This is a genomic window from Pectobacterium sp. A5351 (assembly GCF_028335745.1).
In the GTDB taxonomy this organism is placed as follows: domain Bacteria; phylum Pseudomonadota; class Gammaproteobacteria; order Enterobacterales; family Enterobacteriaceae; genus Pectobacterium.
Genome location: NZ_CP116477.1, coordinates 1,016,149 through 1,041,245 on the forward strand (window position 1 = coordinate 1,016,149; position 25,097 = coordinate 1,041,245).

21 protein-coding genes, 4 tRNA genes and 3 pseudogenes are annotated in these 25,097 nt (G+C 49.2%); 22 read left to right on the forward strand and 6 right to left on the reverse strand.

Features of this window, described 5'->3' with window-relative positions:
• Positions 1–39 precede the first annotated feature (39 nt).
• Positions 40–2,598 carry a DNA mismatch repair protein MutS gene (gene mutS, locus O1Q74_RS04850; RefSeq protein WP_271878755.1) on the reverse strand — a complete coding sequence of 853 codons (2,559 nt, stop codon included), beginning with the start codon at positions 2,596–2,598 and terminating at the stop codon, positions 40–42.
• Between the two features lie 239 nt (positions 2,599–2,837).
• Between mutS and O1Q74_RS04855 the strand changes: the two genes are divergently transcribed.
• Together O1Q74_RS04855 and O1Q74_RS04860 are read left to right on the forward strand one after the other, a co-directional pair.
• Complete coding sequence (locus O1Q74_RS04855; RefSeq protein WP_271876548.1) at positions 2,838–4,124, forward strand: tyrosine-type recombinase/integrase; 1,287 nt, start codon at positions 2,838–2,840, stop codon at positions 4,122–4,124.
• A 160-nt stretch (positions 4,125–4,284) separates the two neighbouring features.
• A pseudogene (locus O1Q74_RS04860) lies at positions 4,285–5,129 on the forward strand (IS630 family transposase); the annotation flags it as partial.
• Here O1Q74_RS04860 and O1Q74_RS04865 read toward each other — a convergent pair.
• Positions 5,083–5,397, reverse strand: a pseudogene (locus tag O1Q74_RS04865) (integrase core domain-containing protein); the annotation flags it as partial. The pseudogenes O1Q74_RS04860 and O1Q74_RS04865 overlap by 47 nt on opposite strands.
• 3 nt (positions 5,398–5,400) lie before the next feature.
• On the opposite strand from O1Q74_RS04865, the pseudogene O1Q74_RS20335 reads away from it, so the two are divergent.
• A pseudogene (locus tag O1Q74_RS20335) lies at positions 5,401–6,151 on the forward strand (IS110 family transposase).
• A 188-nt stretch (positions 6,152–6,339) separates the two neighbouring features.
• Here O1Q74_RS20335 and O1Q74_RS04875 read toward each other — a convergent pair.
• The 3 genes from O1Q74_RS04875 to O1Q74_RS04885 all read right to left on the reverse strand — a co-directional run bounded on the left by O1Q74_RS04875 (position 6,340) and on the right by O1Q74_RS04885 (position 9,363).
• Positions 6,340–7,938, reverse strand: a complete 1,599-nt coding sequence (locus O1Q74_RS04875; RefSeq protein ID WP_271876552.1) for a sensor domain-containing diguanylate cyclase — start codon at positions 7,936–7,938, stop codon at positions 6,340–6,342.
• 179 nt (positions 7,939–8,117) lie between these two features.
• The gene (locus O1Q74_RS04880; protein ID WP_271876554.1) at positions 8,118–8,792 is read right to left on the reverse strand and encodes a MarC family NAAT transporter; all 675 of its coding nucleotides are present in this window, start codon (positions 8,790–8,792) and stop codon (positions 8,118–8,120) included.
• Between the two features lie 82 nt (positions 8,793–8,874).
• Positions 8,875–9,363: an SRPBCC family protein gene (locus O1Q74_RS04885; RefSeq protein ID WP_271876557.1), complete on the reverse strand. Its 489-nt coding sequence runs from the start codon at positions 9,361–9,363 to the stop codon at positions 8,875–8,877.
• 487 nt (positions 9,364–9,850) lie between these two features.
• On the opposite strand from O1Q74_RS04885, the gene O1Q74_RS04890 reads away from it, so the two are divergent.
• The 14 genes from O1Q74_RS04890 (at position 9,851) to luxS (ending at position 20,484) form a co-directional block, all read left to right on the forward strand.
• On the forward strand, positions 9,851–10,186 hold the full coding sequence (locus O1Q74_RS04890) for a hypothetical protein (protein ID WP_271876560.1): 336 nt from the start codon (positions 9,851–9,853) through the stop codon (positions 10,184–10,186).
• A 233-nt stretch (positions 10,187–10,419) separates the two neighbouring features.
• Entirely contained in the window at positions 10,420–10,914 is a 495-nt protein-coding gene (gene pncC, locus O1Q74_RS04895; RefSeq protein WP_271876563.1) for a nicotinamide-nucleotide amidase, read from the forward strand.
• Positions 10,915–11,021: 107 nt separating this feature from the next.
• A complete protein-coding gene (gene recA / locus O1Q74_RS04900) occupies positions 11,022–12,095 on the forward strand; it encodes a recombinase RecA (RefSeq protein ID WP_271876565.1) in 1,074 nt (357 codons plus the stop codon).
• Positions 12,096–12,140: 45 nt separating this feature from the next.
• Positions 12,141–12,635, forward strand: coding sequence for a recombination regulator RecX (gene recX, locus O1Q74_RS04905; RefSeq protein ID WP_271876568.1), 495 nt, complete (start codon positions 12,141–12,143; stop codon positions 12,633–12,635).
• A gap of 138 nt (positions 12,636–12,773) precedes the next feature.
• A complete protein-coding gene (alaS, locus tag O1Q74_RS04910) occupies positions 12,774–15,401 on the forward strand; it encodes an alanine--tRNA ligase (protein ID WP_271876570.1) in 2,628 nt (875 codons plus the stop codon).
• A 322-nt stretch (positions 15,402–15,723) separates the two neighbouring features.
• Complete coding sequence (gene csrA, locus O1Q74_RS04915) at positions 15,724–15,909, forward strand: carbon storage regulator CsrA (RefSeq protein WP_005972168.1); 186 nt, start codon at positions 15,724–15,726, stop codon at positions 15,907–15,909.
• A 294-nt stretch (positions 15,910–16,203) separates the two neighbouring features.
• Positions 16,204–16,296, forward strand: a tRNA-Ser gene (locus tag O1Q74_RS04920).
• A gap of 8 nt (positions 16,297–16,304) precedes the next feature.
• Positions 16,305–16,381 (forward strand) — tRNA-Arg (locus O1Q74_RS04925).
• A 69-nt stretch (positions 16,382–16,450) separates the two neighbouring features.
• A tRNA-Arg gene (locus O1Q74_RS04930) sits at positions 16,451–16,527 on the forward strand.
• Positions 16,528–16,709: 182 nt separating this feature from the next.
• Positions 16,710–16,786, forward strand: a tRNA-Arg gene (locus O1Q74_RS04935).
• A 402-nt stretch (positions 16,787–17,188) separates the two neighbouring features.
• On the forward strand, positions 17,189–17,755 hold the full coding sequence (gene yqaB, locus O1Q74_RS04940; RefSeq protein ID WP_271876599.1) for a fructose-1-phosphate/6-phosphogluconate phosphatase: 567 nt from the start codon (positions 17,189–17,191) through the stop codon (positions 17,753–17,755).
• Positions 17,752–18,180, forward strand: coding sequence for a YqaA family protein (locus O1Q74_RS04945; RefSeq protein ID WP_271876602.1), 429 nt, complete (start codon positions 17,752–17,754; stop codon positions 18,178–18,180). The genes yqaB and O1Q74_RS04945 overlap by 4 nt, the downstream gene beginning before the upstream one ends.
• Positions 18,181–18,262: 82 nt before the next feature.
• Positions 18,263–19,816 carry a glutamate--cysteine ligase gene (gene gshA, locus O1Q74_RS04950; protein WP_271876605.1) on the forward strand — a complete coding sequence of 518 codons (1,554 nt, stop codon included), beginning with the start codon at positions 18,263–18,265 and terminating at the stop codon, positions 19,814–19,816.
• Positions 19,817–19,968: 152 nt separating this feature from the next.
• On the forward strand, positions 19,969–20,484 hold the full coding sequence (gene luxS, locus O1Q74_RS04955; RefSeq protein ID WP_010286009.1) for an S-ribosylhomocysteine lyase: 516 nt from the start codon (positions 19,969–19,971) through the stop codon (positions 20,482–20,484).
• 69 nt (positions 20,485–20,553) lie between these two features.
• On the opposite strand, the gene O1Q74_RS04960 is transcribed toward luxS, so the two are convergent.
• The gene (locus O1Q74_RS04960) at positions 20,554–21,348 is read right to left on the reverse strand and encodes a cytochrome C assembly family protein (RefSeq protein WP_271876609.1); all 795 of its coding nucleotides are present in this window, start codon (positions 21,346–21,348) and stop codon (positions 20,554–20,556) included.
• 169 nt (positions 21,349–21,517) lie between these two features.
• Between O1Q74_RS04960 and ffh the strand changes: the two genes are divergently transcribed.
• The 5 genes from ffh to rplS all read left to right on the forward strand — a co-directional run bounded on the left by ffh (position 21,518) and on the right by rplS (position 25,058).
• Positions 21,518–22,879 (forward strand): signal recognition particle protein, encoded by a 1,362-nt coding sequence (gene ffh / locus O1Q74_RS04965; RefSeq protein WP_271876612.1) that lies wholly within the window; start codon positions 21,518–21,520, stop codon positions 22,877–22,879.
• 158 nt (positions 22,880–23,037) lie between these two features.
• Positions 23,038–23,286 carry a 30S ribosomal protein S16 gene (gene rpsP / locus O1Q74_RS04970; RefSeq protein ID WP_015841363.1) on the forward strand — a complete coding sequence of 83 codons (249 nt, stop codon included), beginning with the start codon at positions 23,038–23,040 and terminating at the stop codon, positions 23,284–23,286.
• Between the two features lie 18 nt (positions 23,287–23,304).
• A complete protein-coding gene (gene rimM, locus O1Q74_RS04975) occupies positions 23,305–23,853 on the forward strand; it encodes a ribosome maturation factor RimM (RefSeq protein WP_271876616.1) in 549 nt (182 codons plus the stop codon).
• Between the two features lie 38 nt (positions 23,854–23,891).
• Complete coding sequence (gene trmD, locus O1Q74_RS04980; protein ID WP_015841361.1) at positions 23,892–24,647, forward strand: tRNA (guanosine(37)-N1)-methyltransferase TrmD; 756 nt, start codon at positions 23,892–23,894, stop codon at positions 24,645–24,647.
• A 63-nt stretch (positions 24,648–24,710) separates the two neighbouring features.
• Positions 24,711–25,058: a 50S ribosomal protein L19 gene (gene rplS / locus O1Q74_RS04985; protein WP_010285987.1), complete on the forward strand. Its 348-nt coding sequence runs from the start codon at positions 24,711–24,713 to the stop codon at positions 25,056–25,058.
• Positions 25,059–25,097 lie beyond the last annotated feature (39 nt).

Consider the following 25,097-nt stretch of genomic DNA (forward strand, 5'->3'; position numbering starts at 1 on the left):
AGGCACTGATTTCAGTGCCTTTTTAGTATCGATTCCGCGTTAAAGCATTTTCTTGAGCTGATAAAGCCAGTCCAACGCCTGACGTGGCGTGAGTGCATCAGGATCGATGGCTTCCAACGCTTCAATTGCCGGAGACGGCTCATCATTGCTCAGTAGCGCCAGCTGCGCGCCATCGATATGGCTGGATGACGCATTATTCGATAACGTTTCCAACTCCTTCAGTTTCTGGCGTGCGCGCTTAATCACTTCTTTTGGTACGCCTGCGAGGGCGGCGACGGCAAGACCATAACTCTTGCTGGCTGCGCCATCCTGTACGCTGTGCATAAAGGCAATGGTATCGCCGTGTTCACGCGCATCTAAATGAACATTCACCACGCCTTCCATTTTTTCCGGCAGGGTGGTCAGTTCAAAATAGTGCGTGGCAAACAGCGTCATGGCTTTGATGCGGTTCGCCAGATTTTCGGCGCAGGCCCAGGCCAGCGACAGGCCGTCGTAGGTTGAGGTTCCACGACCAATTTCGTCCATCAATACCAGACTGTTTTCCGTGGCGTTGTGCAGAATATTTGCCGTTTCTGTCATTTCCACCATGAAGGTGGAACGACCAGAAGCCAGATCGTCCGCGGCACCTACGCGTGTGAAAATGCGATCGACTGGGCCAATCACCGCCTGATCCGCAGGCACAAAGCAGCCGATGTGCGCCATCAACACGATGAGTGCAGCCTGACGCATATAGGTACTTTTACCGCCCATATTGGGGCCGGTAATGATCAGCATGCGACGCTGTGGCGACAGCGACAGCGGGTTCGAAATAAACGGTTCACGAAGCACTTGCTCGACGACGGGGTGACGGCCGCCCGTGATTTTGATACCGGGTTTATCACTCAGCGTTGGGCAAACGTAATTCAGCGTATCGGCACGTTCGGCCAGATTCGTCAGGACATCCAACTCGGCCAGCGCGGCTGCACTTTGCTGAAGCTCGGCCAGATGAGGCAGTAGTAGATCGAAAAGCTCATCATAGAGCGCTTTTTCCAGCGCCAGCGCCTTGCCTTTTGAAGTCAGAACCTTATCTTCGTACTCTTTCAGTTCAGGGATGATGTAGCGTTCGGCATTTTTTAGCGTCTGGCGGCGTACATAGTGGATCGGCACCAGATGGCTTTGGCCGCGGCTGACCTGAATGTAATAGCCGTGTACGCCATTAAAGCCGACTTTCAGCGTATCCAGCCCCAGTTTTTCGCGTTCGCGAATTTCCAGACGATCCAGATAATCGCTGGCGCCATCGGCAAGCGCACGCCACTCGTCCAGTTCCGTATTGTAGCCCGGCGCGATGACGCCACCGTCACGAACCAGCACGGGCGGGGCTTCGACGACCGCGCGTTCCAGCAAATCGCGCAGCTCATCAAATTGCCCAATCAGACTGACCAGACGACGAACGGAATCAATATCCAGCGGTGCAAGCTGCTCACGAATATCGGGAAATTGCTGGAAAGCGTGGCGCATACGTGCCAGATCGCGCGGGCGTGCTGTGCGCAGTGCGAGTCGCGCCAGAATACGCTCCAGATCGCCGACCTGTCGCAGGTAGGGTTGAAGATCGGGCGTGATCTCCTGCAACGCGCTGATAGCCTGCTGGCGCTGTTTTAGCGCATCAATATCGCGGCTGGGCATATGAATCCAGCGCTTCAGCATCCGGCTGCCCATGGCGGTTACAGTGCAGTCCAGCACGGCAGCCAGCGTATTTTCCACACCGCCGGACAGATTTTGCGTCAGTTCAAGGTTACGACGGGTGGCCGCGTCCATGATGATGCCGTCCTGCTGGCGTTCCATCGTAATGCCGCGAATATGCGGCAGCGAGGTACGTTGCGTGTCTTTTGCGTATTGCAGCAGGCATCCGGCGGCTCGCAGCGCGAGCTTTGCCTGCTCTACGCCGAAACCGGTCAGATCGCGGGTGCCAAATTGCAGATTGAGCTGCTGACGTGCGGTATCCGGTTCAAACTCCCACAGTGGACGACGACGCAACCCGTGGCGGTTTTCGATCAAATCCATGGATTCGAAGGATTCAGGGTAGAGTAATTCCGCCGGGTTGGTGCGCTGTAATTCGGCCGCCATGGTTTCCCGATCGGTCGGTTCGCTCACGCGAAAGCGTCCTGAGCTGATATCCAGAGTGGCATAGCCGAATCCCCGACTATCCTGCCAGATCGCTGCCAGCAGGTTATCCTGCTTTTCCTGCAATAGCGCTTCGTCGCTGATGGTGCCGGGGGTGACGATACGTACAACTTTACGCTCTACCGGGCCTTTGCTGGTGGCCGGATCGCCGATCTGTTCGCAGATCGCGACGGATTCGCCCATTTGCACCAGTCTGGCAAGGTAGTTTTCAACGGCATGATGAGGGACGCCTGCCATCGGTATCGGTTCGCCTGCGGAGGCACCGCGCTTCGTCAGCGAAATATCCAGCAGTTGGGAAGCCCGTTTGGCATCGTCATAGAACAGTTCGTAAAAATCGCCCATGCGGTAAAACAGCAGGATTTCCGGATGTTCAGCCTTTAACCTAAAGTACTGCTGCATCATTGGTGTGTGTGAATCTAGGTTTTTATTGTCAATCATAGACATGATTTATTTATTCCATTGAATTTAAAGTGAATTGTGATTTTAGTTGTTATCATTAAGTATCACGTCGTCTCATAAAAAATCACTAAAACCCACTTGTTAGTGTAGGTCTAAGTGTAGGTTGTTATGTAGGTTATGGTATAATTACACTAAATAAATGCACAACCTACACTTGGAAAGAAAAGCTGATTTTTAGCTTTAGTAAATCAAGTGGTTATCCATAAAATGGATCTTATATGACAGATAAACCAGCAGGCAAACCTTTGTCATCCAAAGCTATCGAAATGATGAAGCCTACGGACAAAAATAAGGCTGATACAGGTGAAAACCGAGGCTTACGTGTGACTTGCGGCGCTTCGGGTATCAAGACCTTTTTCTACCGTTATACTAGCCCAGTGACCAATAAGCTGTCACAGGTAAAAATTGGAAGCTTCCCGCAAACCTCGCTTGCAATGGCTCGTATGAAGTTGCAAGAGCTAAAATTAATCAGAAACGAAGGGCGCTGTCCGGCGTCTGAGCTGAAAGATGAGAAGCAACGGTTATTGGAGGAGAGTCAAAAACCGATAGCGGCAGTGCTGACGGTTGAAGGTTTGGTTGAGCTGTATCTGACTGAACGGATAGAAGATCGTAAAAATGCTGATGGAAAAATCATTCCAGGAGCGCGTAAAAAGAAAGGGCAAAAGGAAGTCCGTCGAACTCTGGAAAATGATGCGGTTGCTAAGCTAGGAGCGCGTGTTGCAGCGGACATCACCCGTAAAGATATCGTCGAACTAGTCAACGGTGTGATTGAACGCGGTGCCAAAGTTCAGGCAGGTAATTTGTTACGTGAGCTATCCTCTGCCTATGAATTTGCAATTGGCTTAGGGCGCTTCGATGACAGCTTTGCTAACCCTGCGCTATTGGCAAAGTCGAGTCTACGCCAGACTAATATCAAACTGACCTGTGAACGTGGAACTCGAATTCTGAGTGAGAAAGAGTTAGCTAAATTCCTTCATTGGCTTCCTGGTTCTGCATTTACGCCAACAATCAAAAATGTGCTACGACTGACGCTCTGGACTGGGTGCCGAACAGGTGAGGTCTGCAATATGGCTTGGGATGATGTGGATCTCGAAAAGGGCACGATACATCTGCGAGAAACCAAGACTGGAGTAGAGCGGTACGTTCAGCTATCGACTCAGGCTATCGACTTCCTTAAAATTTTGCGTCTCACCTCCGATAAATATTTATTTCCTTCACAAGCGACTAAACTCCCCATTCAGCAGAAATACCTGACTGAAAATTCATGGCGTTTACGTGAAAACGGTCAAATGCTTGATATACCTCACTGGACTCCCCACGACCTGCGTCGTACCGTACGAACGGTGCTATCCCGCTTGCAGTGTCCAAATGAAGTTGCAGAGGCTGTATTGGGACATACGCGTGGCGGTGTTGAGGGGATCTATAACCTGTGTAAGTATGATGCTGAGTGCAAGAAGTGGTTGCAGACTTGGGCTGATTATTTGGATAATTTAGATCCTGATTAGGAGGTTATAAGAGGTGTTATCTTAATAATTCCTAATTAAAGAGTTTGAATTAATTTCATGGTTTTAGGAAAAAGGAGTAAAAGTATTACCATAAGTGTATATACCCGTGATCATTGAAGGTGCTTGATTTTACGCAGTAAGAAGATCATGCTCATTAACTATGAAGATATTTATTACCGACGAACAGAAAGCCGAACTTGAGCACCTTCATGATACCAACCGTGATGGTCGTGTTCGTGACCGTATTAAAGCCGTCCTTCTTGCCTCTGAAGGCTGGACTTCTGCGATGATTGCCCAAGCTCTGCGTCTGCACGAAACGACGGTAAACCAGCACATCAACGATTACGTCAACCAGCGCAAACTCAAGCCTGAAAACGGCGGCCTCTGCAAGCCGGCTTAATGCCGAACAAACTGCACACTTAATCAGCTACTTATCTCAACATTTATTTCATCATACTCACGAAATCGTGGCTTATGTTGAACAGCGCTGGGCTATCCGTTTTAGTATTTCCGGTATGAACAAGTGACTGCATCGGCAGGGATTCTCCTATAAAAAAAACCGCAGGCATACCGCATAAATTAAGTGAAGAAAAACAGCAGCAGTTCATTGATGCTTATGAAGATTTAAAGAAAACGGCAGGTGATGAACCGATTCTGTTTATCGATGCCGTCCATCCGACACAGGCGACAAAGCTCAGTTATGGATGGATACGGAAAGGACATAAAAAGTCAGTGAAAACAACGGGAAGCCGAACCCGTCTGAATATACTGGGAGCGCTGAATCTGAGTGATATTAGCCGCACCATTATTCACGATTACAAAACGATTAATGACTACAACATTGCTCGTTTTTTCATTGAGATACGTAAACGTTACCCCGATTACCGACAAAAAATCCATGTGATACTGGACGGAGCGGGTTATCACCGAACCCAGTTGATTAAGGATTGGGCTTTTGTCGTGAACATAGAGCTTCACTATTTACCGCCTTACAGTCCGAATCTGGCGTCACATACCTGATACCACTGTGTCTGTGCGTTTCGTTATACCTCCGGGTAAAATGCTCGACCCATTCACGTGCATCTTCCAACTTGCCGAACCCCAATGACGGCCACTGCGGCACATATTTCAGCGTCCGGAACAGCGACTCCACATACGCGTTGTCGTTACTGACTCTTGGACGGCTGTGAGACGGGGTTATTGCCAACTCATAAAGCTTCATTTGCAACGTCTGTGATTTCATCACCGCGCCATTGTCCGCATGCAGTAACATCACATGAACAAGATCAGAGTTGTTGGTATCGATATCGCTAAATCTGTTTTCCAGGTATGTGTCTTGATGGTTGATGGCTCCGTTGCCTGGAGCAGAAAAATCTCGCGTCAAAATTGCTGGATACGCTTCGTCAGTTTTAACCGGGCACGTTAATTGCGATGGAAGCCTGTTCAACCTCTCATTTCTGGGGGCGAGCACTCAGCGCTATGGGATATAGCGTAAGACTTATCTCATGCCCAGCATGTGGCAGTGTTTGTCAGAAGCCAGAAGAACGATGCAAAGGATACGCTGGCAATCTGCGAAACAGCATACCGCTCAGGTATTCAACTTTGTACCGATCAAAACCACGGAACAGCAGGCCGCATATCCCCATTTATTAACGATACCGGGTGTTGGCCCGGCCATTGCCGCTGCTTTTTTAAGTGAGGTTGATGCAGAACAATTTGCTAACGGAAGACAACTTTCTGCCTGGTGTGGTCTGGTACTCTGGTAACACCGTTCCGGCGGAAAACACATTCCCACTTCGATGACTAAAAACGGTAACTGCGACCTTAGGACATTCATCATTCATGGTGCCAGAGCGGTCATGCGCTGTGCTCAAAATCGGCATAGCCGTCTTGGAAGATGGCTTAATCATGTGACTGCTGGCTGCGCTGATGAAAACGAAAAAAGCGTAATAGCGGCTGGGAAGCAGGCTGAAATAGCCAGACAGGGCGGCAGGGAAACATCGCCAATGTTGTTTTACAACCGGTAGATTAACCTTACCTGCTGATGACAATACTATACATTTGGCTTGCTATAGTTTTTCCATCCCTTGTCAGTACCTCACATCTCTGTGAGTGTTGTGTTAGTTAACCATCCCTGTCATTAGCATGACCTTACCCGCCTTGTGCGGGTTTTTTTTGCCTGTTTTTCAGAGTCCGGGATGAGCGCTGAGCGCGTCTATTCTGTGTCGCTGTTGATTGAACTGTCAGGCACGATTTTGGTGACGACCCGGTTTCTGCCTTCATGTTTGGCCTGATAGAGCGCGTCATCCGCGATTTTTAACACGCTGTCTATCTGCTCCGTTCCCGGAATAAAGCAGGTGACGCCTAATGAAATCGTGATGTTTTCAGGAATCGGCAGCGGCATTTTTTCCACTTTTTTACGCAGCCGTTCTGCAATATCAACGGCTTGTTTCATATCCGTATCGGGCAGGAGTGCGAGGAATTCCTCTCCGCCAGTGCGGCAAATCAGATCGGAGTCACGTGAAGCCTGTTTTATGCTTTTAGCCAGTAGCCTGATGACATCGTCGCCGATATTGTGCCCGTAGGTATCATTCACGCGTTTGAAATGGTCGATATCGATCACGATGGCGGCAACCTGATGGCTCTTTGACAGAATGAGCTCAATGTTTTCATAGACACCACGGCGATTGAGTAACCCGGTGAGCGGATCGGTGTGGGCTTGCAAGCTCAGTTTGCCGATCCGCTTGTGCAATAACACCGTACCGAAAAGAATGACGCGTTTTAGCTGCTCAACTTCAAAGTACCAGGAAGGCACTTTCTTGATTTTTTCAATCACGTCGGGCTCCTCCATTTTACTGGCAGAAACGGCCAGTAGCCGTAGAGGGTTGGCTATAGAGAAGGCGAGCAGGGTGAGCGCGATAAGTGTTAATGCCATCACTGGCGCACCTTCATATAAGACGGAACGCATGACGCCGTTAAGTGAATCAATAACGTTTTGAGAAGGATGCAAGGTAACGATAATCCAGCCAGATGACTTGACTGTATCAAAACCAGCCAGCGATGGGGTACCTAGCATATCGGGTATCGCGAGGGTTCCACTTTTTTTGTTCTGAAATGCGGCTTTGATTTTCTCATCTCTAATGGATTTGCCGACCCATTGTTTATCCTGATGGTAGAGAACAATCCCGTTTTTATCGATCACGTAAACGCTGGAGTAATCGTTATAAAAATGGGTATTCATGAATTCGTTCAAGACGCTTTTGCTTTTTAAATAAATGGTTCCACCGATGTAACCGAGATAATTTCCCTGTTTGTCTTGGATGGGGGAGGACACCAGCACGATCAGATTTCCCGTAACCGAAATATAAGGCTGGCTGATTAACGGTTTTTGTTCCACTAATGCCTGCTTGCTGGCCTCTGAGGTTAGTGTGCTTCCTTTCAGATTCAGCGATATTGGGTAAACCGTTCGTATGCGATTCTGCGTATCTGCAACGAAGACTGAATTAAAACTTTCGCTCATGCGGTATATCTGCTCGCTTTTCTCCAGCAAGGCCTTATCGTCACCAAAGCCCTCTGCCATCAATGTCGCGCTGTAGGCCAGTTCTTGTTGTGCGGAGGATAAAAAACTTTCCGTGGTAGCAGCGAGCTTGGAAGAGTAGTTAAGGTTTGAACTCAGTATCTGATCGGTAATGAGATTTTTTTGTACTTTATAAACAGCAACATAGGCATTGGTCAGCGTAATGAGCATGCTGATAATGGCGAGGGATAAAATGAGTGAACGTAAATTGACCGGGAGTCGTTTTCTTATTTTCATGGTGGCCGCACCTATTTTCCGCTAGGTAAGCAAAATCACGCTGTCTTTTTGTTATGTCATTATCAATGGCAAACCGGCGGGGCATCCGCTTGCGACCAATGAATAAACCCGCCATTCAAAGTTATAGACGCTAATTAGGCTATCTGGCAACGTATTGATATCTCTCTATCATCTTTGACTTAATGGAGAGAATGCACGATTTCCAGCGTACCATTAATGATGAACTGCACACCCATGCAAACCAGCAGGAATCCCATCAGCCGTGAAATAGCTTCAATGCCGCTTTGACCGATCAAGCGCATAATCAGGCCAGAACTTTTCAGACTGAGCCAGACGATCAGGCTGATCAACATAAAAGTCAGTACGGGGGCAACGGCAATCACCCATGGGGTAATATCGACGCCGCTCTTGATTTGTGAGGCAGAACTAATGATGAGGGCAATCGTTCCTGGCCCCGCGGTGCTGGGCATGGCCAGTGGAACGAAAGCGATATTGACCTCATTGGCAGAGAAACTGTCGTTGATTTCTTCTTTTTTACTTTTGACTTCAGGCGCATGTTCTGGTTTTTGCTGAGGAAAAAGCATGCGAAAACCGATGAATACCACGATGAGCCCGCCGGCGATGCGCAAGCCGGGAATGGAAATTCCGAAGGTATTCATCACGACCTGACCTGCGTAGTACGCGACGGTCATAATGATGAAGACATAGAGCGAGGCCTGAAAGATCTGACGATTTCGTTCCCCCTGGCTCATGTTGCCAGACATCGCCAGAAATACGGCTACCGTTGTCAGTGGATTCGCAAGTGGTAGGATTAACACCAGACCAAGACCAATGGTTTGAATCAATTCCAGCATTCTACGTTCCTCTTTTTGGGGCGCTGTCGTCAGTTCAGGAAAAGGGTCGATGATGAGCTGTCGCGAGAGGGGCTGGTGTGGCTTAGACCAGCTCATCCTCCGCTAATTTTTTGAAACGATAGAGCGTTTTCGTCAGCATATCGCGAGAAAACATATCAAACATTTGGCCGATCTTTTTCCCAATCAAGCCTCCCGGTGGATTGTAGCGAATGGTCAGCGTCACGGCTGTACCCGCTTCCGATGCGGCAGGCTGAAAAGAAAGCCTGCCTTCATTGGGAACTCGCGCTCCTTCCAGCGAACGCCAGTGGATGTACTCCCCTGGTTTTTCATCAATAATACGAGCCTGCCATTCAATGAGTGCGCCAATCGGCGTGTTAATCCGCCAGTTGGAGTCGGTATAGTTCAGTATCTCAATACTGGCGAAATGCCCCATTAGGATCGGTAACGTTTCCGGTTTACGCCAAAGATCAAACAAGCGTTCTGCCGGACGATTGATAGTAATGCTGCTGCTGATCTCATTGGCATAGCTGCCGTTTTTCGCTGCGGTTCTTTTTAAGAAAGAGGGCAACACCCGTCATTCTCCCTAATCGATGGTTACCCCTTTATGGGCATATGCACACCATTCTGACCGATATCTGCCAGCGAAGCAAAGCGGGAGGCGGCGGATGATATGGGATAGTGTGATGCAGGCTATCACAGCAATAGCCAAAATTTTTGAGTGCCTAATGTTGAGTTAATGTTCATTCGGTACTGTAAGCATCAGACAGAAGCCGAATGACGTGCCGCAAAACACCAGGGTTTTTCCATAACGATAATAGCTGTACCCGCCCACTATTTTTAGTGGGCTTTTTTCATTTGTATTTCTCTATTTCGGACGTTTATTTTTATATGAATTGATATTTATCAATTTATTGTTAATGGGATTGTACCTATTAAGATGTAATAGCGTGTTGTCCATGGGGTCTGTCCTTTAAATAACACATGGCCTGTGAGGCGATTTACTTTATAAATATGCCGTGCTACGTTTATAGCCAGCTTTTATGCTGGTGAGAATAAATATGAGTAACCCATTTGTTGCCCGATGGAGCCGTAATGGCAATCTACTTTGCCACGGTCATTGGTTAATATCTTATAAAGAGAAAGATTTTTCGCTACCGGAAAAATATACAGAAAATCATATGGGAACGATGGGAATCTACTCTATCATCGATCCTGATGATGAAACCTACCGGGACGGATTAGATGAGGACGATTGGATTCTGGAGAATATCGACTGGTTGGCCGATAGCTTCGAAGAAAATAATGTCCCAATCGAAGAGTGTTATTTTAGATATTTCTTTCAGGCTATAAATAAGCAGGACTGGCGATGCACCAGTTGCGCAGGCTGTATGTAAATTACGCTCGTATTAATTATTCCTATCTGCTTTGTACCCGGCTGACCATTTGTACTCTACTGACTACAGAGTAAAGTCGCGTTATTTTCTGCTTGATTATCGGCGGTGCTTTATTCACTTTCCCTCGTTTTTCATCCTCTTTGCTATGCGCTTCGCATCCCGCGCAGCGGGGCGTCTTTTTCAGGGAAAAGTGTTACCCTGACCCAACAATCCTTGATTAAGATGAGGCGGCAATGACAGAAGCTGACATTCTGCGGTTAAGTGTTTTGGTTGGTGAAAAACTGAAGGCGCGTGGTGCTACGCTGACGTGCGCGGAATCCTGCACCGGGGGCTGGCTGGCTAAGTCTATTACTGATGTTGCAGGTAGCTCCGGCTGGTTTGACTATGGGTTTGTGACATACAGCAATCTGGCCAAGCAGCGTCTGGTGAATGTGAGCGCGGAGACGTTGGAACGGCATGGTGCGGTGAGTGAAGCCGTCGTTAATGAGATGGCGGCAGGGGCGTTGCAGGCCGCCGATGCAGATTTTGCCATATCGATAAGCGGCGTCGCCGGGCCCGACGGCGGGACCAAAGAGAAGCCTGTCGGTACGGTATGGTTTGGCTTCACAGATAAACGGGGCGAAGCATTCGCGCGGACAATGCGATTTAGCGGAGATCGAAACTCGGCGCGTCTGCAATCGGTCCATTTTGCGCTGCAAACGCTGCTCGACGCGTTTCTGAAAAAATAACCTTGATGCTGTATGCGCATACAGTATAATGTCAGTAATTATTCGGCAATTCATGATTAAGCAGCCGCGTAGAGACAGCAGCTTTACGCCGCATGACAGGAGCAGAAATGGCTATTGATGAGAACAAACAAAAGGCACTTGCGGCAGCACTGGGCCAAATCGAAAAGCAATTTGGTAAAGGTTCTATCATGCGGTTGGGCGAGGATCGCTCAATGGATGTTGAAACTATTTCTACAGGCTCCTTGTCCCTTGATATTGCTCTGGGCGCCGGTGGTTTGCCGATGGGCCGTATCGTTGAGATTTATGGCCCGGAATCTTCCGGTAAAACCACGCTGACCTTACAGGTCATTGCTGCTGCTCAGCGTGAAGGCAAAACGTGTGCGTTCATCGATGCTGAACACGCGTTGGATCCGATTTATGCGAAAAAGCTTGGCGTAGATATCGATAATCTGCTGTGTTCTCAGCCGGATACCGGCGAACAAGCTCTGGAAATTTGTGATGCGCTAACGCGCTCTGGTGCTGTTGACGTTATCATTGTCGACTCTGTTGCGGCTCTGACGCCGAAAGCAGAAATTGAAGGTGAAATCGGTGACTCCCACATGGGGCTGGCGGCACGTATGATGAGTCAGGCGATGCGTAAACTGGCGGGTAACCTGAAACAAGCCAATACGCTGCTGATCTTCATCAACCAGATCCGTATGAAAATTGGTGTGATGTTCGGTAACCCTGAAACCACGACCGGCGGTAACGCTCTGAAGTTTTATGCTTCCGTTCGTCTGGATATTCGCCGTACCGGTGCTATCAAGGAAGGCGAAGAAGTCGTCGGCAGCGAAACTCGCGTTAAAGTCGTGAAGAATAAAGTTGCGGCACCGTTCAAACAGGCTGAATTCCAGATTCTGTACGGCGAAGGTATCAACATCCACGGTGAGCTGGTCGATCTGGGTGTGAAACACAAGCTGATCGAAAAAGCGGGTGCCTGGTATAGCTATAACGGCGACAAAATTGGTCAGGGTAAAGCGAATGCCTGTAATTTCCTGAAAGAGAACCCGGCTGTTGCTGCGGAACTGGATAAGACATTGCGTGAAATGCTGCTGCATAAAGGTAATGAGCTGACGCCTGCCACAGCCGGCAACAGCCATGACGAAGATGCATTCGCTGACGAAGGCAACGAAGAGTTTTAATGGTGGCTGGACTCCCTGTGACAAAGCACATCTGCGGGTAGATGGATGAATAAACCCTTACGCTATGCGATGAATGTGCTGTCTGTTCGGGATTATAGTGAAGCCGAAATACGCCGCAAATGTGCGGCGTATTTATATAAATTAGAAAGTGCAGAAGCAGAAGATGGAGCGGACGACGCTACTGCCCGAGCTGGAGCAGAAGATGTGGAGGCTGCTATTGCTTACTGCAAGGAGCACGGTTGGCTGGATGATGCGCGCTATGCACGTCGCTATATCCGCAGCCGAAGTCGCAAAGGTTATGGCGTCCAGCGAATTAAAATGGAGCTTAGCCAGAAAGGGATCGATAAGACGATATTAGCCACGGCATTAAACGAGAGTGATGTTGATTGGTGCGCGCTGGCGAAATCAGTTGTGGAACGAAAATTCGGGCATCCTCTGTCCGATGAATGGAAAGACAAAGTCAAACATCAGCGATATCTGCTCTATCGTGGCTTCTTTCATGAAGAAATCCAGTCAATTTATACGAATTTTTCAGATTGAACGCATACGGGATTTTACTTCCCATCGAAGAAAATTTATCTTATTCCCACTTTTTTGTTCGTGAGTTGCTCGGTAGCGTCAGCATGCTGGACTAACCTTGCCCGCGACCTGTTCTTCTAGCTTGATTCCAGGACAATTATGAGCAAGAGCACCGCTGAGATCCGTCAAGCGTTTCTCGATTTTTTCCACAGTAAGGGACACCAGGTTGTTGATAGCAGCTCTCTGGTGCCGAACAACGATCCGACATTGTTATTCACCAATGCGGGTATGAACCAGTTTAAAGATGTGTTCCTCGGGCTGGATAAACGTAACTATGTCCGTGCGACGACCTCGCAGCGCTGTGTGCGTGCCGGTGGTAAACATAATGACCTGGAAAACGTAGGTTATACCGCACGCCACCACACCTTCTTTGAAATGCTGGGTAACTTTAGCTTCGGCGATTACTTCAAGCATGATGCGATCCGCTATGCGTGGGAATTACTGACGTCTCCCCAGTGGTTCAACCTGCCGAAAGAGAAACTGTGGGTAACAGTATACGCAACGGATGACGAGGCCTACGACATTTGGGCTGATGAAGTTGGCGTACCGCGCGAAAGAATTATTCGTATTGGTGATAACAAAGGCGGACCTTACGCCTCTGATAACTTCTGGCAGATGGGTGAAACCGGGCCGTGCGGTCCGTGTACCGAGATTTTCTTCGATCACGGTGAACACATCGCGGGTGGCCCACCGGGAAGCCCTGATGAAGATGGTGACCGCTATATCGAAATTTGGAATCTGGTGTTCATGCAGTTCAACCGCCAGGTTGATGGCACGATGCTGCCGCTGCCGAAACCTTCCGTCGATACCGGAATGGGGTTAGAGCGTATTTCTGCCGTGTTGCAGCACGTCAATTCAAACTATGACATTGATTTGTTCAAAACGCTGATTGAGGCGGTTGCTAAAGCCGTCGGCACGACGGATTTAACCAATAAGTCGCTGCGTGTTATCGCTGACCATATCCGTTCTTGTGCATTCCTGATTGCGGATGGCGTGACACCATCTAATGAAAACCGTGGCTATGTCCTGCGCCGTATCATTCGCCGCGCAGCACGTCACGGTAACATGCTGGGCGCTACGGATGCCTTCTTCTACAAACTGGTTGCGCCACTGATTGAAGTCATGGGGCCGGCAGCGGAAGAGTTGAAGAAGCAGCACTCTGTCGTTGAGCAAGCGCTGAAGATGGAAGAAGAGCAGTTTGCCCGTACACTGGAACGCGGCCTGTCTCTGCTGGACGAAGAAATTAAAAACCTGAAAGGGGATACGTTGGATGGCGAAACGGCCTTCCGCCTGTATGACACCTATGGTTTCCCTGTCGACCTCACCGCGGATGTGTGCCGCGAGCGTGGCCTGAAAGTCGATGAAGAAGGTTTTGAAGCTGCGATGACGGCTCAGCGCCAGCGTGCGCGTGAGGCCAGCGGCTTTGGCGTTGATTACAACAGTCTCATCCGTGTGGATGAAACTACGCCATTCTGCGGCTATGAAAAAACGCAGCAGCAAGCGAAGGTTATTGCGCTTTATCACAATGGAAACGCGGTTGATCAGATTGCGGCAGGTGATGAAGCGGTCGTGATCCTGAACGAAACGCCATTCTATGGTGAATCCGGTGGTCAGGTTGGCGACCAAGGTGAACTGAAAAACGCGGGCGCCAGCTTTGCTGTTCAGGATACTCAGAAATATGGTCAGGCAATCGGCCACGTCGGCAAACTGACTCTGGGGACACTGCGTGTTAACGACAGTGTCGATGCCAACGTTGATAGCCAACGCCGCGATCGCATTCGTCTGAACCACTCCGCAACGCACCTGCTGCATGCCGCGCTGCGTCAGGTTCTGGGCGACCATGTCGCGCAGAAAGGTTCTCTGGTTAACGACAGCTATCTGCGTTTTGACTTCTCACATACGGAAGCGATGAAACCTGAGCAGATTCGTCAGGTTGAAGATATCGTCAATGCGCAAATCCGCCGTAACCTTACCGTGCAAACGGATGTCATGGCGCTGGATGATGCGAGAGCGAAAGGCGCGATGGCGTTGTTCGGCGAGAAGTACGACGACCATGTTCGTGTGCTGACGATGGGGGATTTCTCCATTGAGCTGTGTGGGGGCACACACGCAAGCCGTACTGGTGATATTGGCCTGTTCCAAATCATTTCAGAATCAGGTACCGCAGCCGGGGTGCGTCGTATTGAAGCGACCACGGGTGAAAATGCGCTTTCTGCGCTGCACCGCCAGAGCGACGTTCTGCAAGATATCGCGCAACTGCTGAAAGGGGATAGTCACAACCTGACGGATAAGGTACGCTCTGTTCTGGATCGTGCCCGCACGTTGGAGAAAGAGCTTCAGCAGTTGAAGGCTCAGCAAGCAGCGCAGGAAAGCTCGTCGCTGTCCGGCAAAGCGAAAGAGGTTAGCGGCGTGAAGTTGCTGGTTACGCAACTGGACAATGTGGATCCTAAGCTGCTGCGCACGATGGTGGATGACCTGAAGAATCAGCTAGAGTCTGCTATTATCGTTCTTGGAACGGCGGCAGAAGGCCGGGTTAGCTTGATTTCTGGTGTAACGAAAGATCTGACTGACCGTGTAAAAGCCGGCGAATTGATTGGGTTTGTTGCCCAGCAGGTTGGTGGTAAAGGCGGTGGCCGGCCGGATATGGCTCAGGCTGGCGGTTCAGACGTGTCTGCATTGCCTGCTGCGCTGGCAAGTGTTGAATCTTGGGTTGCTGCTAAGCTATAAACAATAGATAACGTTTTATTCGCGTTATCCAACAAAAACGCCATAACTTTCTGGTTGTGGCGTTTTTGTCTGCGAAAAAGGGTCCGGCAAGTGGGGGAGAACGTGTGCTACCTTCAGAGATTCTGAAGTATGACACGCTCAGTCCTGCTGTTGTGATAACCAAAGCACAAGCTACTGATATCGACTAAACTAACAAGTAGTGACAAACCGGAGTGCGGTGGTGCTTATACCATCGTCTAGGTTTACGTTTTCACAGCACATGATGGATAATGGCGGGGAGACAGAGAGACCCGACTCTTTATAATCTTTCAAGGAGCAAAGAATGCTTATTTTGACTCGTCGAGTTGGCGAAACCCTCATGATCGGCGATGAGGTAACGGTTACCGTATTAGGAGTGAAAGGCAACCAGGTGCGCATTGGTGTTAATGCACCTAAAGAGGTTTCTGTCCACCGTGAAGAGATCTATCAGCGTATTCAGGCCGAAAAATCTCAACCAACGTCATATTGATTGACAATGCGTCTCGTCTTCGCGGGACGCAATTGCTCTTTCCCGCTTTTCCTCCACACATTTATCGATAGATTCATTTTTACTGTGCGCTTCCTTTCTCAAGGTAACCGCCTGTTTTTCTGTCGATAAAACAAACTTTTTGTTGTGAAAATGCTCGCCTTGGATGCGAATTGTTCAAACGAACACAAGGTGGGAAAAATTGTTTGACTTATAAGTCTGGGAAAGTAATATGTGCGCCACGCAGTACCGGTGAGCACTAACAAGAAGTTCTTAGTAGCGAATCAGGTAATGTAAGGTGAGGTGGCCGAGAGGCTGAAGGCGCTCCCCTGCTAAGGGAGTATGCGGTCAAAAGCTGCATCGAGGGTTCGAATCCCTCCCTCACCGCCATTTAATATGCATCCGTAGCTCAGCTGGATAGAGTACTCGGCTACGAACCGAGCGGTCGGAGGTTCGAATCCTCCCGGATGCACCATTAAATACTGCCTTTACGGGGCAAGTAGTATTAGTAAAAAAGTTTTGTCGCAGATAAAGAATTATTAATGCATCCGTAGCTCAGCTGGATAGAGTACTCGGCTACGAACCGAGCGGTCGGAGGTTCGAATCCTCCCGGATGCACCATAATTCGATATAGATAAGGTTGTTATCTTGCTCTTATAACCGATAGTCTTGGTTTATAGGAACAAGGGAAGAAAATGTTGTTTTAGCAACAGCGCCAAAGCGCGAGGCAAAGCCAAATAATCTTCCTCGATGCACCATTCTTAAGTATCTCGTTCAATTCCCTTCTTTCTGCACCACACTCTGCATCCGTAGCTCAGCTGGATAGAGTACTCGGCTACGAACCGAGCGGTCGGAGGTTCGAATCCTCCCGGATGCACCATATTCTGATGTAAATAAAATACTCGTCTTACTTCCCGCCTTAGCGTGCATTAATCAGCGCAAGAGTGACATCCCGTAATCGACGCCCTGTTATTACGATATAAGTCAGATAATGTGTTCAGATACACCACGCCTATTTTATCAAATATCCTTTATCTGCTTGTGGTGCGATAGCATCATTGTGCTCTCTTGCCGATATCATAACGATATTTCTCTCATTACGTTTGTACCTTAATTCTTGTCTCCTATGCAGTCTGGATACCAATATTGAATCGGTGAATAAATAAAGGTTTTCTTACCATTAGGGTAGTAATAACCTGTTTTTTATAAGGTTATTGAGTAAGCGACAACGTTTTCACTTTACGATAAAGTAAGCTCTCTTTTCAGTGATCATGGAGTCATGATGTACGATCGCTATCAAGGGCTGATCTTTGATATGGATGGCACCCTGCTTGATACCGAACCGACGCACCATAAAGCGTGGGATCAGGTTCTTGCCCGATATGGCATGAGATATGATGCCAGTGCCATGACAGCATTGAATGGCTCGCCCACCTGGCGTATTGCACAGCGTATTATCGGCAGTCATCAGGCTGATATTGATGCTCACCAATTGGCGGCGGAAAAAACGGCCGTTGTTGAGGCAATGCTGCTGGATACAGTAAAACCCCTACCGCTGATTGATGTGGTGAAGCATTATCGCGGACGGCGCCCTATGGCGGTCGGTACGGGTAGCACGCATGGCATGGCTGATAGATTGCTAACGCATTTGGGGTTGCATGATTATTTTGATGCAATTGTTGGGGCGGATGATGTCATTCAGCATAAGCCTTTTCCTGATACCTTTTTGCGTTGTGCCGCATTGATTTCTGTCGCACCGGAACAATGTATTGTGTTTGAAGATGCAGACTACGGTATTGAAGCGGCTAACCGAGCTAACATGGCCGTGGTTGATGTCCGTACATTGTGAGTGAGTTCTGGGCCTTTTTTTCTCTTTTCTGGAGTAGCTTGCTCAGTGCAACACTGTTGCCCGGCAGTTCAGAAGTACTGCTGGTAACGTTATTGCTAGCTGACAGCGCAAAACCCTACTTGTTGATCGCTGTGGCGACGGTAGGAAATACGCTGGGCGGGTTAACAAATATTTTTATAGGGCGCTTACTCCCTCAGCCAAAACAACAAGCTGGGTATACGGTGGCCATGCGCTGGTTGCAGCGCTATGGTTGTGCTGCGCTGTTATTTAGCTGGGTGCCGATAGTAGGCGATTTATTGTGCGTGTTAGCGGGTTGGCTACGCATGCCCTGGGTGCAATCGGCGTTTTTCATCGGTATTGGAAAAGCGCTGCGGTATATCGTATTGGCAGGTATAACGTTACAGGGGATGGCGTGGTGGTCTTAACCAGATTGCAATGTGAACTGGTGAGTGCTACTGAGTTTCAATTATGCTTACAACCATTACATTTTAACAACGGGAGGTCGATTTGATCCCGGACATTTCAGAAGCACTTTCTTGGCTGGAAAAACACCCTTTGGCGGTGAAAGGCATTCAGCGTGGAATTGAACGCGAAACGTTGCGCGTAACAGAAAACGGACATCTTGCTACGACAGGGCACCCCGAGATATTGGGTTCGGCGTTGGCACACCCATGGATTACGACAGACTTTGCTGAAGCGCTGTTGGAGTTCATTACGCCAGTCGACAAAGATGTCGATCACCTGCTGACGTTTCTGCGCGATATTCATCGTCACGTTTCCCGCAATCTGGGCGATGAGCGGATGTGGCCATTGAGCATGCCGTGCTTTATCGACAGCGAGCAAAATATTGAGCTGGCGCAGTATGGTTCATCAAATGTTGGGCGCTTCAAAACGCTTTATCGTGAAGGGCTGAAAAACCGCTATGGTGCGTTGATGCAGACCATTTCCGGGGTGCATTACAATTTCTCCCTTCCGCTGTCATTCTGGCAGGCGCAAGAAGGTGTCGCTGATGCAGAAAGCGGGAAAAAGGCCATTTCAGCAGGATACTTCAGACTGATTCGCAACTATTACCGCTTTGGTTGGGTGATTCCTTACCTGTTCGGGGCTTCTCCGGCGATCTGTTCTTCTTTCCTGAAAGATCGGGAAACTGCACTGCCGTTTGAGCGTACGGAAAAAGGCATGCTTTACCTGCCTTATGCTACCTCTCTGCGGCTTAGTGACTTAGGCTATACCAATAAATCACAGAGCAATTTGGGGATTACGTTTAACGATCTTGATACCTATGTCGCGGCGTTAAAACGCGCGATAAAAACGCCATCTGAGGAATATGCTCGGGTTGGTATGAAGAAGGACGGTCGTTATCTACAGTTGAATACGAACGTCTTGCAGATTGAGAATGAGCTCTATGCGCCGATTCGTCCGAAGCGTGTAACACGTGCGGGTGAAACGCCGTCTGATGCCTTGCTGCGTGGCGGAATTGAATATATTGAAGTGCGTTCGTTGGATATCAATCCTTTCTCTCCGACTGGGGTGAGTGAAAGTCAGGTACGTTTCCTGGATTTATTCCTGATCTGGTGTGCGCTGGCAGATGCGCCGGAAATGAGCGCAGATGAACTACTGTGTACGCGTAAAAACTGGAACCGAGTGATTCTGGAAGGACGTAAACCGGGGCAAACGGTGGGAATGCGGTGTGAAACCATCCAGCAGCCGATTGCTGAGGTGGGGAAATCTCTGTTTGCGGATTTACGTCGCGTTGCGGAAGTGTTGGACGCGGAAAGCGGTCAACCGCACTATCAGCAGGTATGTGATGAACTGCTTGTTGGTTTTGACGATCCAGAAACGACGTTCTCTGGTCGACTATTAACGTTGATGAAGCAAGAAGGCAATGGTAGCGTGGGGCTGAATTTAGCGGAAGAATACCGCAAAATGCTCAGCAGCGAGCCGCTGCAGGTGTTGACGGAAGAACAATTAGCTGCTGCGAGTGAGAGCTCCTGGCAGCGTCAACGTCAGATTGAGTCTGAAGATACGATGAGTTTTGACGACTATCTGGCGACGCATTAAAAAGAAAAGGCCACAGAAACTGTGGCCAAATAAACATCTCTAATAGGGATGATGATAATAAATGCGCGTCTTTCAGTAAGTCAGACTCGCATAAAAAGGAAAAGTTCTCGGAAACGAGAAAAAATGAATTTTTTCTATGAGGAGGTGGCATTATGCCGTTACTAGACAGCTTTACCGTTGACCATACCCGTATGGCCGCACCCGCAGTGCGGGTCGCTAAAACCATGAAAACCCCTCATGGCGACAATATCACTGTATTTGACCTGCGCTTCTGCCGTCCGAACATCGAAGTCATGCCAGAGCGCGGTATCCATACGCTAGAGCACCTGTTTGCTGGCTTTATGCGCGATCATTTAAACGGTGATGGTGTTGAAATTATCGATATTTCTCCGATGGGATGCCGTACCGGTTTCTACATGAGCCTGATTGGTACGCCGGACGAGCAACGCGTTGCTGATTCCTGGAAAGCGGCGATGGCGGACGTTCTGAAAGTGACTGACCAGCGTAAAATTCCTGAGCTGAACGAATTTCAGTGTGGCACCTACGAGATGCACTCACTGAAAGAAGCGCAGGAAATTGCTCAGCACATCGTGGATCACGATATTGGTATCAACCAAAATGACGATCTGGCGCTGCCGAAAGATAAGCTGGCCGAGCTGCATATCTAGTTTGTCGGATAGGCACGGATAAAAAAGAGAGCCGAACGTTGGCTCTCTTTTTTTGTGTTTGAGGAAGGGTCAGACGGCAAGAAAGTGTTGTATAACCCGGCTACCAAAGTAAGAAAGCGTCAGCATTAGCGCACCGAGCAGGCTGAACCAGACAACGCGGCGACCGCGCCACCCTTCATGGTAATGCCCCCAAAGCAGCAGAATATAGATGAACCAGGCAAACAGGGAGAACACGGCTTTGTGCAGGTTCTCTTTGTTATCGATCAGGTCATCCATATAAAACAAACCAGTACAGAGCGTCAGCGTGAGCAGAATGACGCCAATCTGCGTGATGTGAAACATCTTGCGCTCAATACCCATCAGCGGCGGCATGTCAGCGGCAAATCCCAGCTTTTTATTCTTGAGCAGATAATCAAGCCAGGCGAGTTGAAGCGCATAAAGTGCCGCAATCAGCAAGGTCGCATAAGAGAAAAGTGCCAGGCCGATATGGATCATCAAGCCCGGTGACGCTTCGAGGTGCGTAATGAATTCACTCGGCATGAAGCTGGCGAAGGCCAGATTGATCAGCGCAAAGGTGTAGACGATAGGAAGAATAAACCAGCCGCGATCGCGAGTGGCGACAAACGTCATCACCGTACAGATGATGAGGCTGACCAGTGAACCGATATTCAGCAAGCTAAGGTTTTGGCCGACCTGAACATCGAAAATGCGTTGATAGAGCGCCACCGCATGACAAATTAGCGCAGCGCTGGCCGAGAGTATTGCCAGCCGACGATATGCACTGTTCTTGCGTAGCAGACTGGGGATAATCAGTCCGAGGCTGAGTGTGTAGGCGACAAGCGCCACAATAGCGAAAACAGACATACAAATAGGTTATTAAATATCAACTAGGTAAAATAGAGAATCAGTATAGCGTTAGTCGCCGTGGGCACCAACAGTTCTCCATCAGCAGCGCTGAGATCGTTGCCGCTTTTGTGTATAATCTCTTCCATTCGTGTCGCGCTGGCGGCCTGTCTTACGTTGAGCATGAGATATGTTTGAAAATTTAACCGATCGACTCTCGCGCACATTGCGCAATATCAGCGGCCGCGGGCGGTTGACTGAAGACAACATCAAAGAAACGCTGCGTGAAGTGCGTATGGCATTGCTGGAAGCCGACGTCGCGTTACCTGTGGTGCGTGATTTTATCAATCGCGTGAAAGAGCGTGCTGTCGGACATGAAGTCAATAAAAGTCTGACGCCGGGCCAAGAGTTCGTCAAAATTGTTAAAAACGAACTCGTCAGCGCCATGGGTGAAATCAACGCCGAGCTGAATCTTGCCGCACAGCCGCCTGCGGTTGTTCTGATGGCCGGTCTGCAAGGTGCGGGTAAAACGACCAGCGTGGGCAAGCTGGGTAAATTCCTGCGCGAAAAGCATAAGAAAAAAGTGCTGGTGGTTTCAGCTGACGTTTATCGCCCTGCGGCGATTAAACAGTTGGAAACATTGGCAGAGCAGGTGGGGGTCGATTTCTTCCCGTCAGACGTGCAGGAAAAGCCGCTTGCTATCGTACAACACGCGTTACAGCACGCTAAGCTGAAGTTCTACGATGTCTTGTTAGTCGATACCGCGGGTCGTCTCCACGTTGACGATGCGATGATGGACGAAATCAAGCAGGTTCACGCGGCGATTAAGCCGGTTGAAACGCTGTTTGTGGTTGATGCCATGACGGGGCAGGATGCGGCGAATACGGCGAAAGCCTTTAACGAAGCGCTGCCACTGACCGGTGTGATCCTCACCAAAATTGATGGTGACGCCCGCGGCGGTGCGGCGTTGTCTATCCGCCATATTACTGGCAAGCCAATTAAATTTCTCGGTGTCGGCGAAAAAACCGAAGCGCTGGAGCCGTTCTATCCAGAGCGCGTGGCATCGCGCATTCTCGGCATGGGCGATGTGCTTTCACTGATTGAAGATATTGAAAGCAAGGTCGACCGCACACAGGCAGAGAAGCTGGCGAAGAAGCTGAAGAAGGGCGATGGGTTTGATTTGACCGATTTTCTGGATCAGCTCAAGCAGATGCGCAATATGGGCGGGATGGCGAGCATGATGAGCAAAATGCCGGGCATGGGCCAACTGCCTGATAATGTGAAATCGCAAATGGATGACAAAGTGCTGGTACGCATGGAGGCGATCATTAATTCAATGACGCTTCAGGAACGTGCTAAGCCTGAGATTATCAAAGGGTCGCGCAAGCGCCGTATCGCGATGGGTTCAGGTATGCAGGTTCAGGACGTGAACCGTCTTCTGAAGCAGTTCGATGATATGCAACGCATGATGAAGAAGATGAAAAACGGCGGCCTGGCGAAAATGATGCGCGGCATGAAAGGGATGATGCCACCTGGGTTTCCGGGGCGTTAATCACTGAAATTCCGTGGCGTAGATAAACTCTTGGCGCGATTACACGCTTTAGATTGCTTTTTGCGCCAAAATGAGTAAAATTTTCGGGCTTTTTATATGACATACTGGGCTCCGTTCCTCGATGGGGCCCAGTTGTTTTATTCACTAAAGAGGATGTTATGGTAACAATTCGTTTGGCACGTGGCGGCGCTAAAAAACGCCCTTTCTATCAAGTAGTCGTGACCGACAGCCGCAATGCGCGTGATGGTCGTTTCATCGAGCGCGTAGGTTTCTTCAACCCAATCGCAGCTGGTCAAGCAGAAGCCCTGCGTCTGGATCTGGACCGTATCGAGCATTGGCTTGGTCTGGGTGCAACTGTGTCTGATCGCGTATCTTCGCTGATCAAAGACGCTAAAAAAGCAGCATAATCTGTTGCGGTGGTGATAATGAGCAATCAACTCAGCCCAAAGCCTCCCGTTAACCCGATTGTGATGGGGAAAATTGGATCGGCATATGGCATCCGAGGTTGGCTCAGAGTGTTTTCATCCACCGAAGATGCCGAGAGCATTTTTGATTATCAGCCTTGGTTCATCCAGAGCAAAAGCGGTTGGCAGCTTGTCGAGATTGAAGGCTGGAAGTATCACAATCAGGATCTGATCATTAAAGTGAAAGGTACTGATGACCGTGATGCGGCTAATTTACTGACTAATTGCGAAATTGTCGTAGATTCGTCACAACTGCCCGATCTGGGCGAAGGTGATTATTACTGGAAGGATCTTATTGGCTGTCAGGTCGTGACCGTAACGGGTTATGAGTTGGGTAAAGTCATCGATATGATGGAAACCGGCTCGAACGATGTGATGGTAATAAAAGCCAACCTAAAAGATGCCTTCGGAGTCAAGGAACGGCTGGTTCCGTTCCTCACTGAACAGGTTGTTAAGCGCGTCGACCTGTCTACTCAAACTATTGAAGTAGATTGGGATCCTGGTTTTTGAGCTCTGAATCGACCAGTAGTACCCAGCGGAACGAGACTATGTGGATTGGGGTGATTAGCCTGTTTCCAGAGATGTTCCGGGCAATTACTGATTACGGAGTCACTGGCCGGGCAGTAAAAAATGGCCTGCTGAACGTACAGTATTGGAGTCCTCGCGACTTCACTTACGATCGGCATCGCACCGTGGACGACCGACCTTATGGCGGTGGCCCCGGAATGCTGATGATGGTGCAACCTTTACGGGATGCGATCCACGCAGCAAAAGCAGCGGCAGGCGAAGGCGCGAGAGTGATTTATTTATCACCTCAGGGCCGTAAATTAGATCAGCAAGGCGTACGTCAACTCGCTACGAACCAGAAGATGATTCTGGTCTGTGGACGGTACGAGGGGATTGATGAGCGCGTAATTAAAACCGAAATCGATGAAGAATGGTCGATCGGAGATTACGTCCTCAGCGGTGGGGAACTGCCAGCGATGACCCTGATTGACTCTGTTGCCCGCTTTATACCGGGCGTTCTGGGGCATCAGGCTTCAGCAGAAGAAGATTCTTTTGCCGATGGATTGCTGGACTGTCCTCATTTCACTCGCCCTGAAATACTGGAAGGCATGGAGGTTCCGGCGGTGTTACTGTCTGGAAACCATGCGGAAATACGTCGCTGGCGGTTGAAGCAGTCGCTGGGCCGAACCTGGCTTAGAAGACCTGAACTTCTGAAAAGCCTAGCTCTGACTGACGAGCAAACAAGGTTGCTGGCTGAATTCCAACGTGAATATCAGTCTGAGCAACAAGAGTATTAGGTGGTTACGTCGGTTTGATCTGGCGAACCCAACTATCAGTTTACCTAGGGTAAGAGACATATTATGAGCAACATTATTAAGCAAATCGAAGACGAACAAATGAAGCAGGACGTACCTGCATTTCGTCCGGGTGATACCGTAGAAGTGAAGGTATGGGTTGTTGAAGGTAGCAAAAAACGTCTGCAGGCATTCGAGGGCGTGGTTATCGCTATTCGTAACCGCGGTCTGCATTCTGCATTCACTGTTCGCAAAATTTCTAACGGCGAAGGCGTGGAGCGTGTATTCCAGACTCACTCTCCGGTTGTTGACAGCATCGCTGTTAAACGTCGTGGTGCCGTGCGTAAAGCCAAACTGTACTACCTGCGTGAGCGTACTGGTAAGTCTGCTCGTATCAAAGAGCGTCTTAACTAAGATAGCGCTTTCGCAACATCCGAAAGTTGTTATGAATAA

Bases quoted from the DNA above. Each gene is read 5' to 3' on its own strand.
- mutS (WP_271878755.1), bottom strand. From the start codon at position 2,598: ATGATTGACAATAAAAACCTAGATTCACACACACCAATGATGCAGCAG.
- O1Q74_RS04855 (WP_271876548.1), top strand. From the start codon at position 2,838: ATGACAGATAAACCAGCAGGCAAACCTTTGTCATCCAAAGCTATCGAA.
- O1Q74_RS04875 (WP_271876552.1), bottom strand. From the start codon at position 7,938: ATGAAAATAAGAAAACGACTCCCGGTCAATTTACGTTCACTCATTTTA.
- O1Q74_RS04880 (WP_271876554.1), bottom strand. From the start codon at position 8,792: ATGCTGGAATTGATTCAAACCATTGGTCTTGGTCTGGTGTTAATCCTA.
- O1Q74_RS04890 (WP_271876560.1), top strand. From the start codon at position 9,851: ATGAGTAACCCATTTGTTGCCCGATGGAGCCGTAATGGCAATCTACTT.
- pncC (WP_271876563.1), top strand. From the start codon at position 10,420: ATGACAGAAGCTGACATTCTGCGGTTAAGTGTTTTGGTTGGTGAAAAA.
- recA (WP_271876565.1), top strand. From the start codon at position 11,022: ATGGCTATTGATGAGAACAAACAAAAGGCACTTGCGGCAGCACTGGGC.
- recX (WP_271876568.1), top strand. From the start codon at position 12,141: ATGAATAAACCCTTACGCTATGCGATGAATGTGCTGTCTGTTCGGGAT.
- alaS (WP_271876570.1), top strand. From the start codon at position 12,774: ATGAGCAAGAGCACCGCTGAGATCCGTCAAGCGTTTCTCGATTTTTTC.
- csrA (WP_005972168.1), top strand. From the start codon at position 15,724: ATGCTTATTTTGACTCGTCGAGTTGGCGAAACCCTCATGATCGGCGAT.
- yqaB (WP_271876599.1), top strand. From the start codon at position 17,189: ATGTACGATCGCTATCAAGGGCTGATCTTTGATATGGATGGCACCCTG.
- luxS (WP_010286009.1), top strand. From the start codon at position 19,969: ATGCCGTTACTAGACAGCTTTACCGTTGACCATACCCGTATGGCCGCA.
- O1Q74_RS04960 (WP_271876609.1), bottom strand. From the start codon at position 21,348: ATGTCTGTTTTCGCTATTGTGGCGCTTGTCGCCTACACACTCAGCCTC.
- ffh (WP_271876612.1), top strand. From the start codon at position 21,518: ATGTTTGAAAATTTAACCGATCGACTCTCGCGCACATTGCGCAATATC.
- rpsP (WP_015841363.1), top strand. From the start codon at position 23,038: ATGGTAACAATTCGTTTGGCACGTGGCGGCGCTAAAAAACGCCCTTTC.
- rimM (WP_271876616.1), top strand. From the start codon at position 23,305: ATGAGCAATCAACTCAGCCCAAAGCCTCCCGTTAACCCGATTGTGATG.
- trmD (WP_015841361.1), top strand. From the start codon at position 23,892: ATGTGGATTGGGGTGATTAGCCTGTTTCCAGAGATGTTCCGGGCAATT.
- rplS (WP_010285987.1), top strand. From the start codon at position 24,711: ATGAGCAACATTATTAAGCAAATCGAAGACGAACAAATGAAGCAGGAC.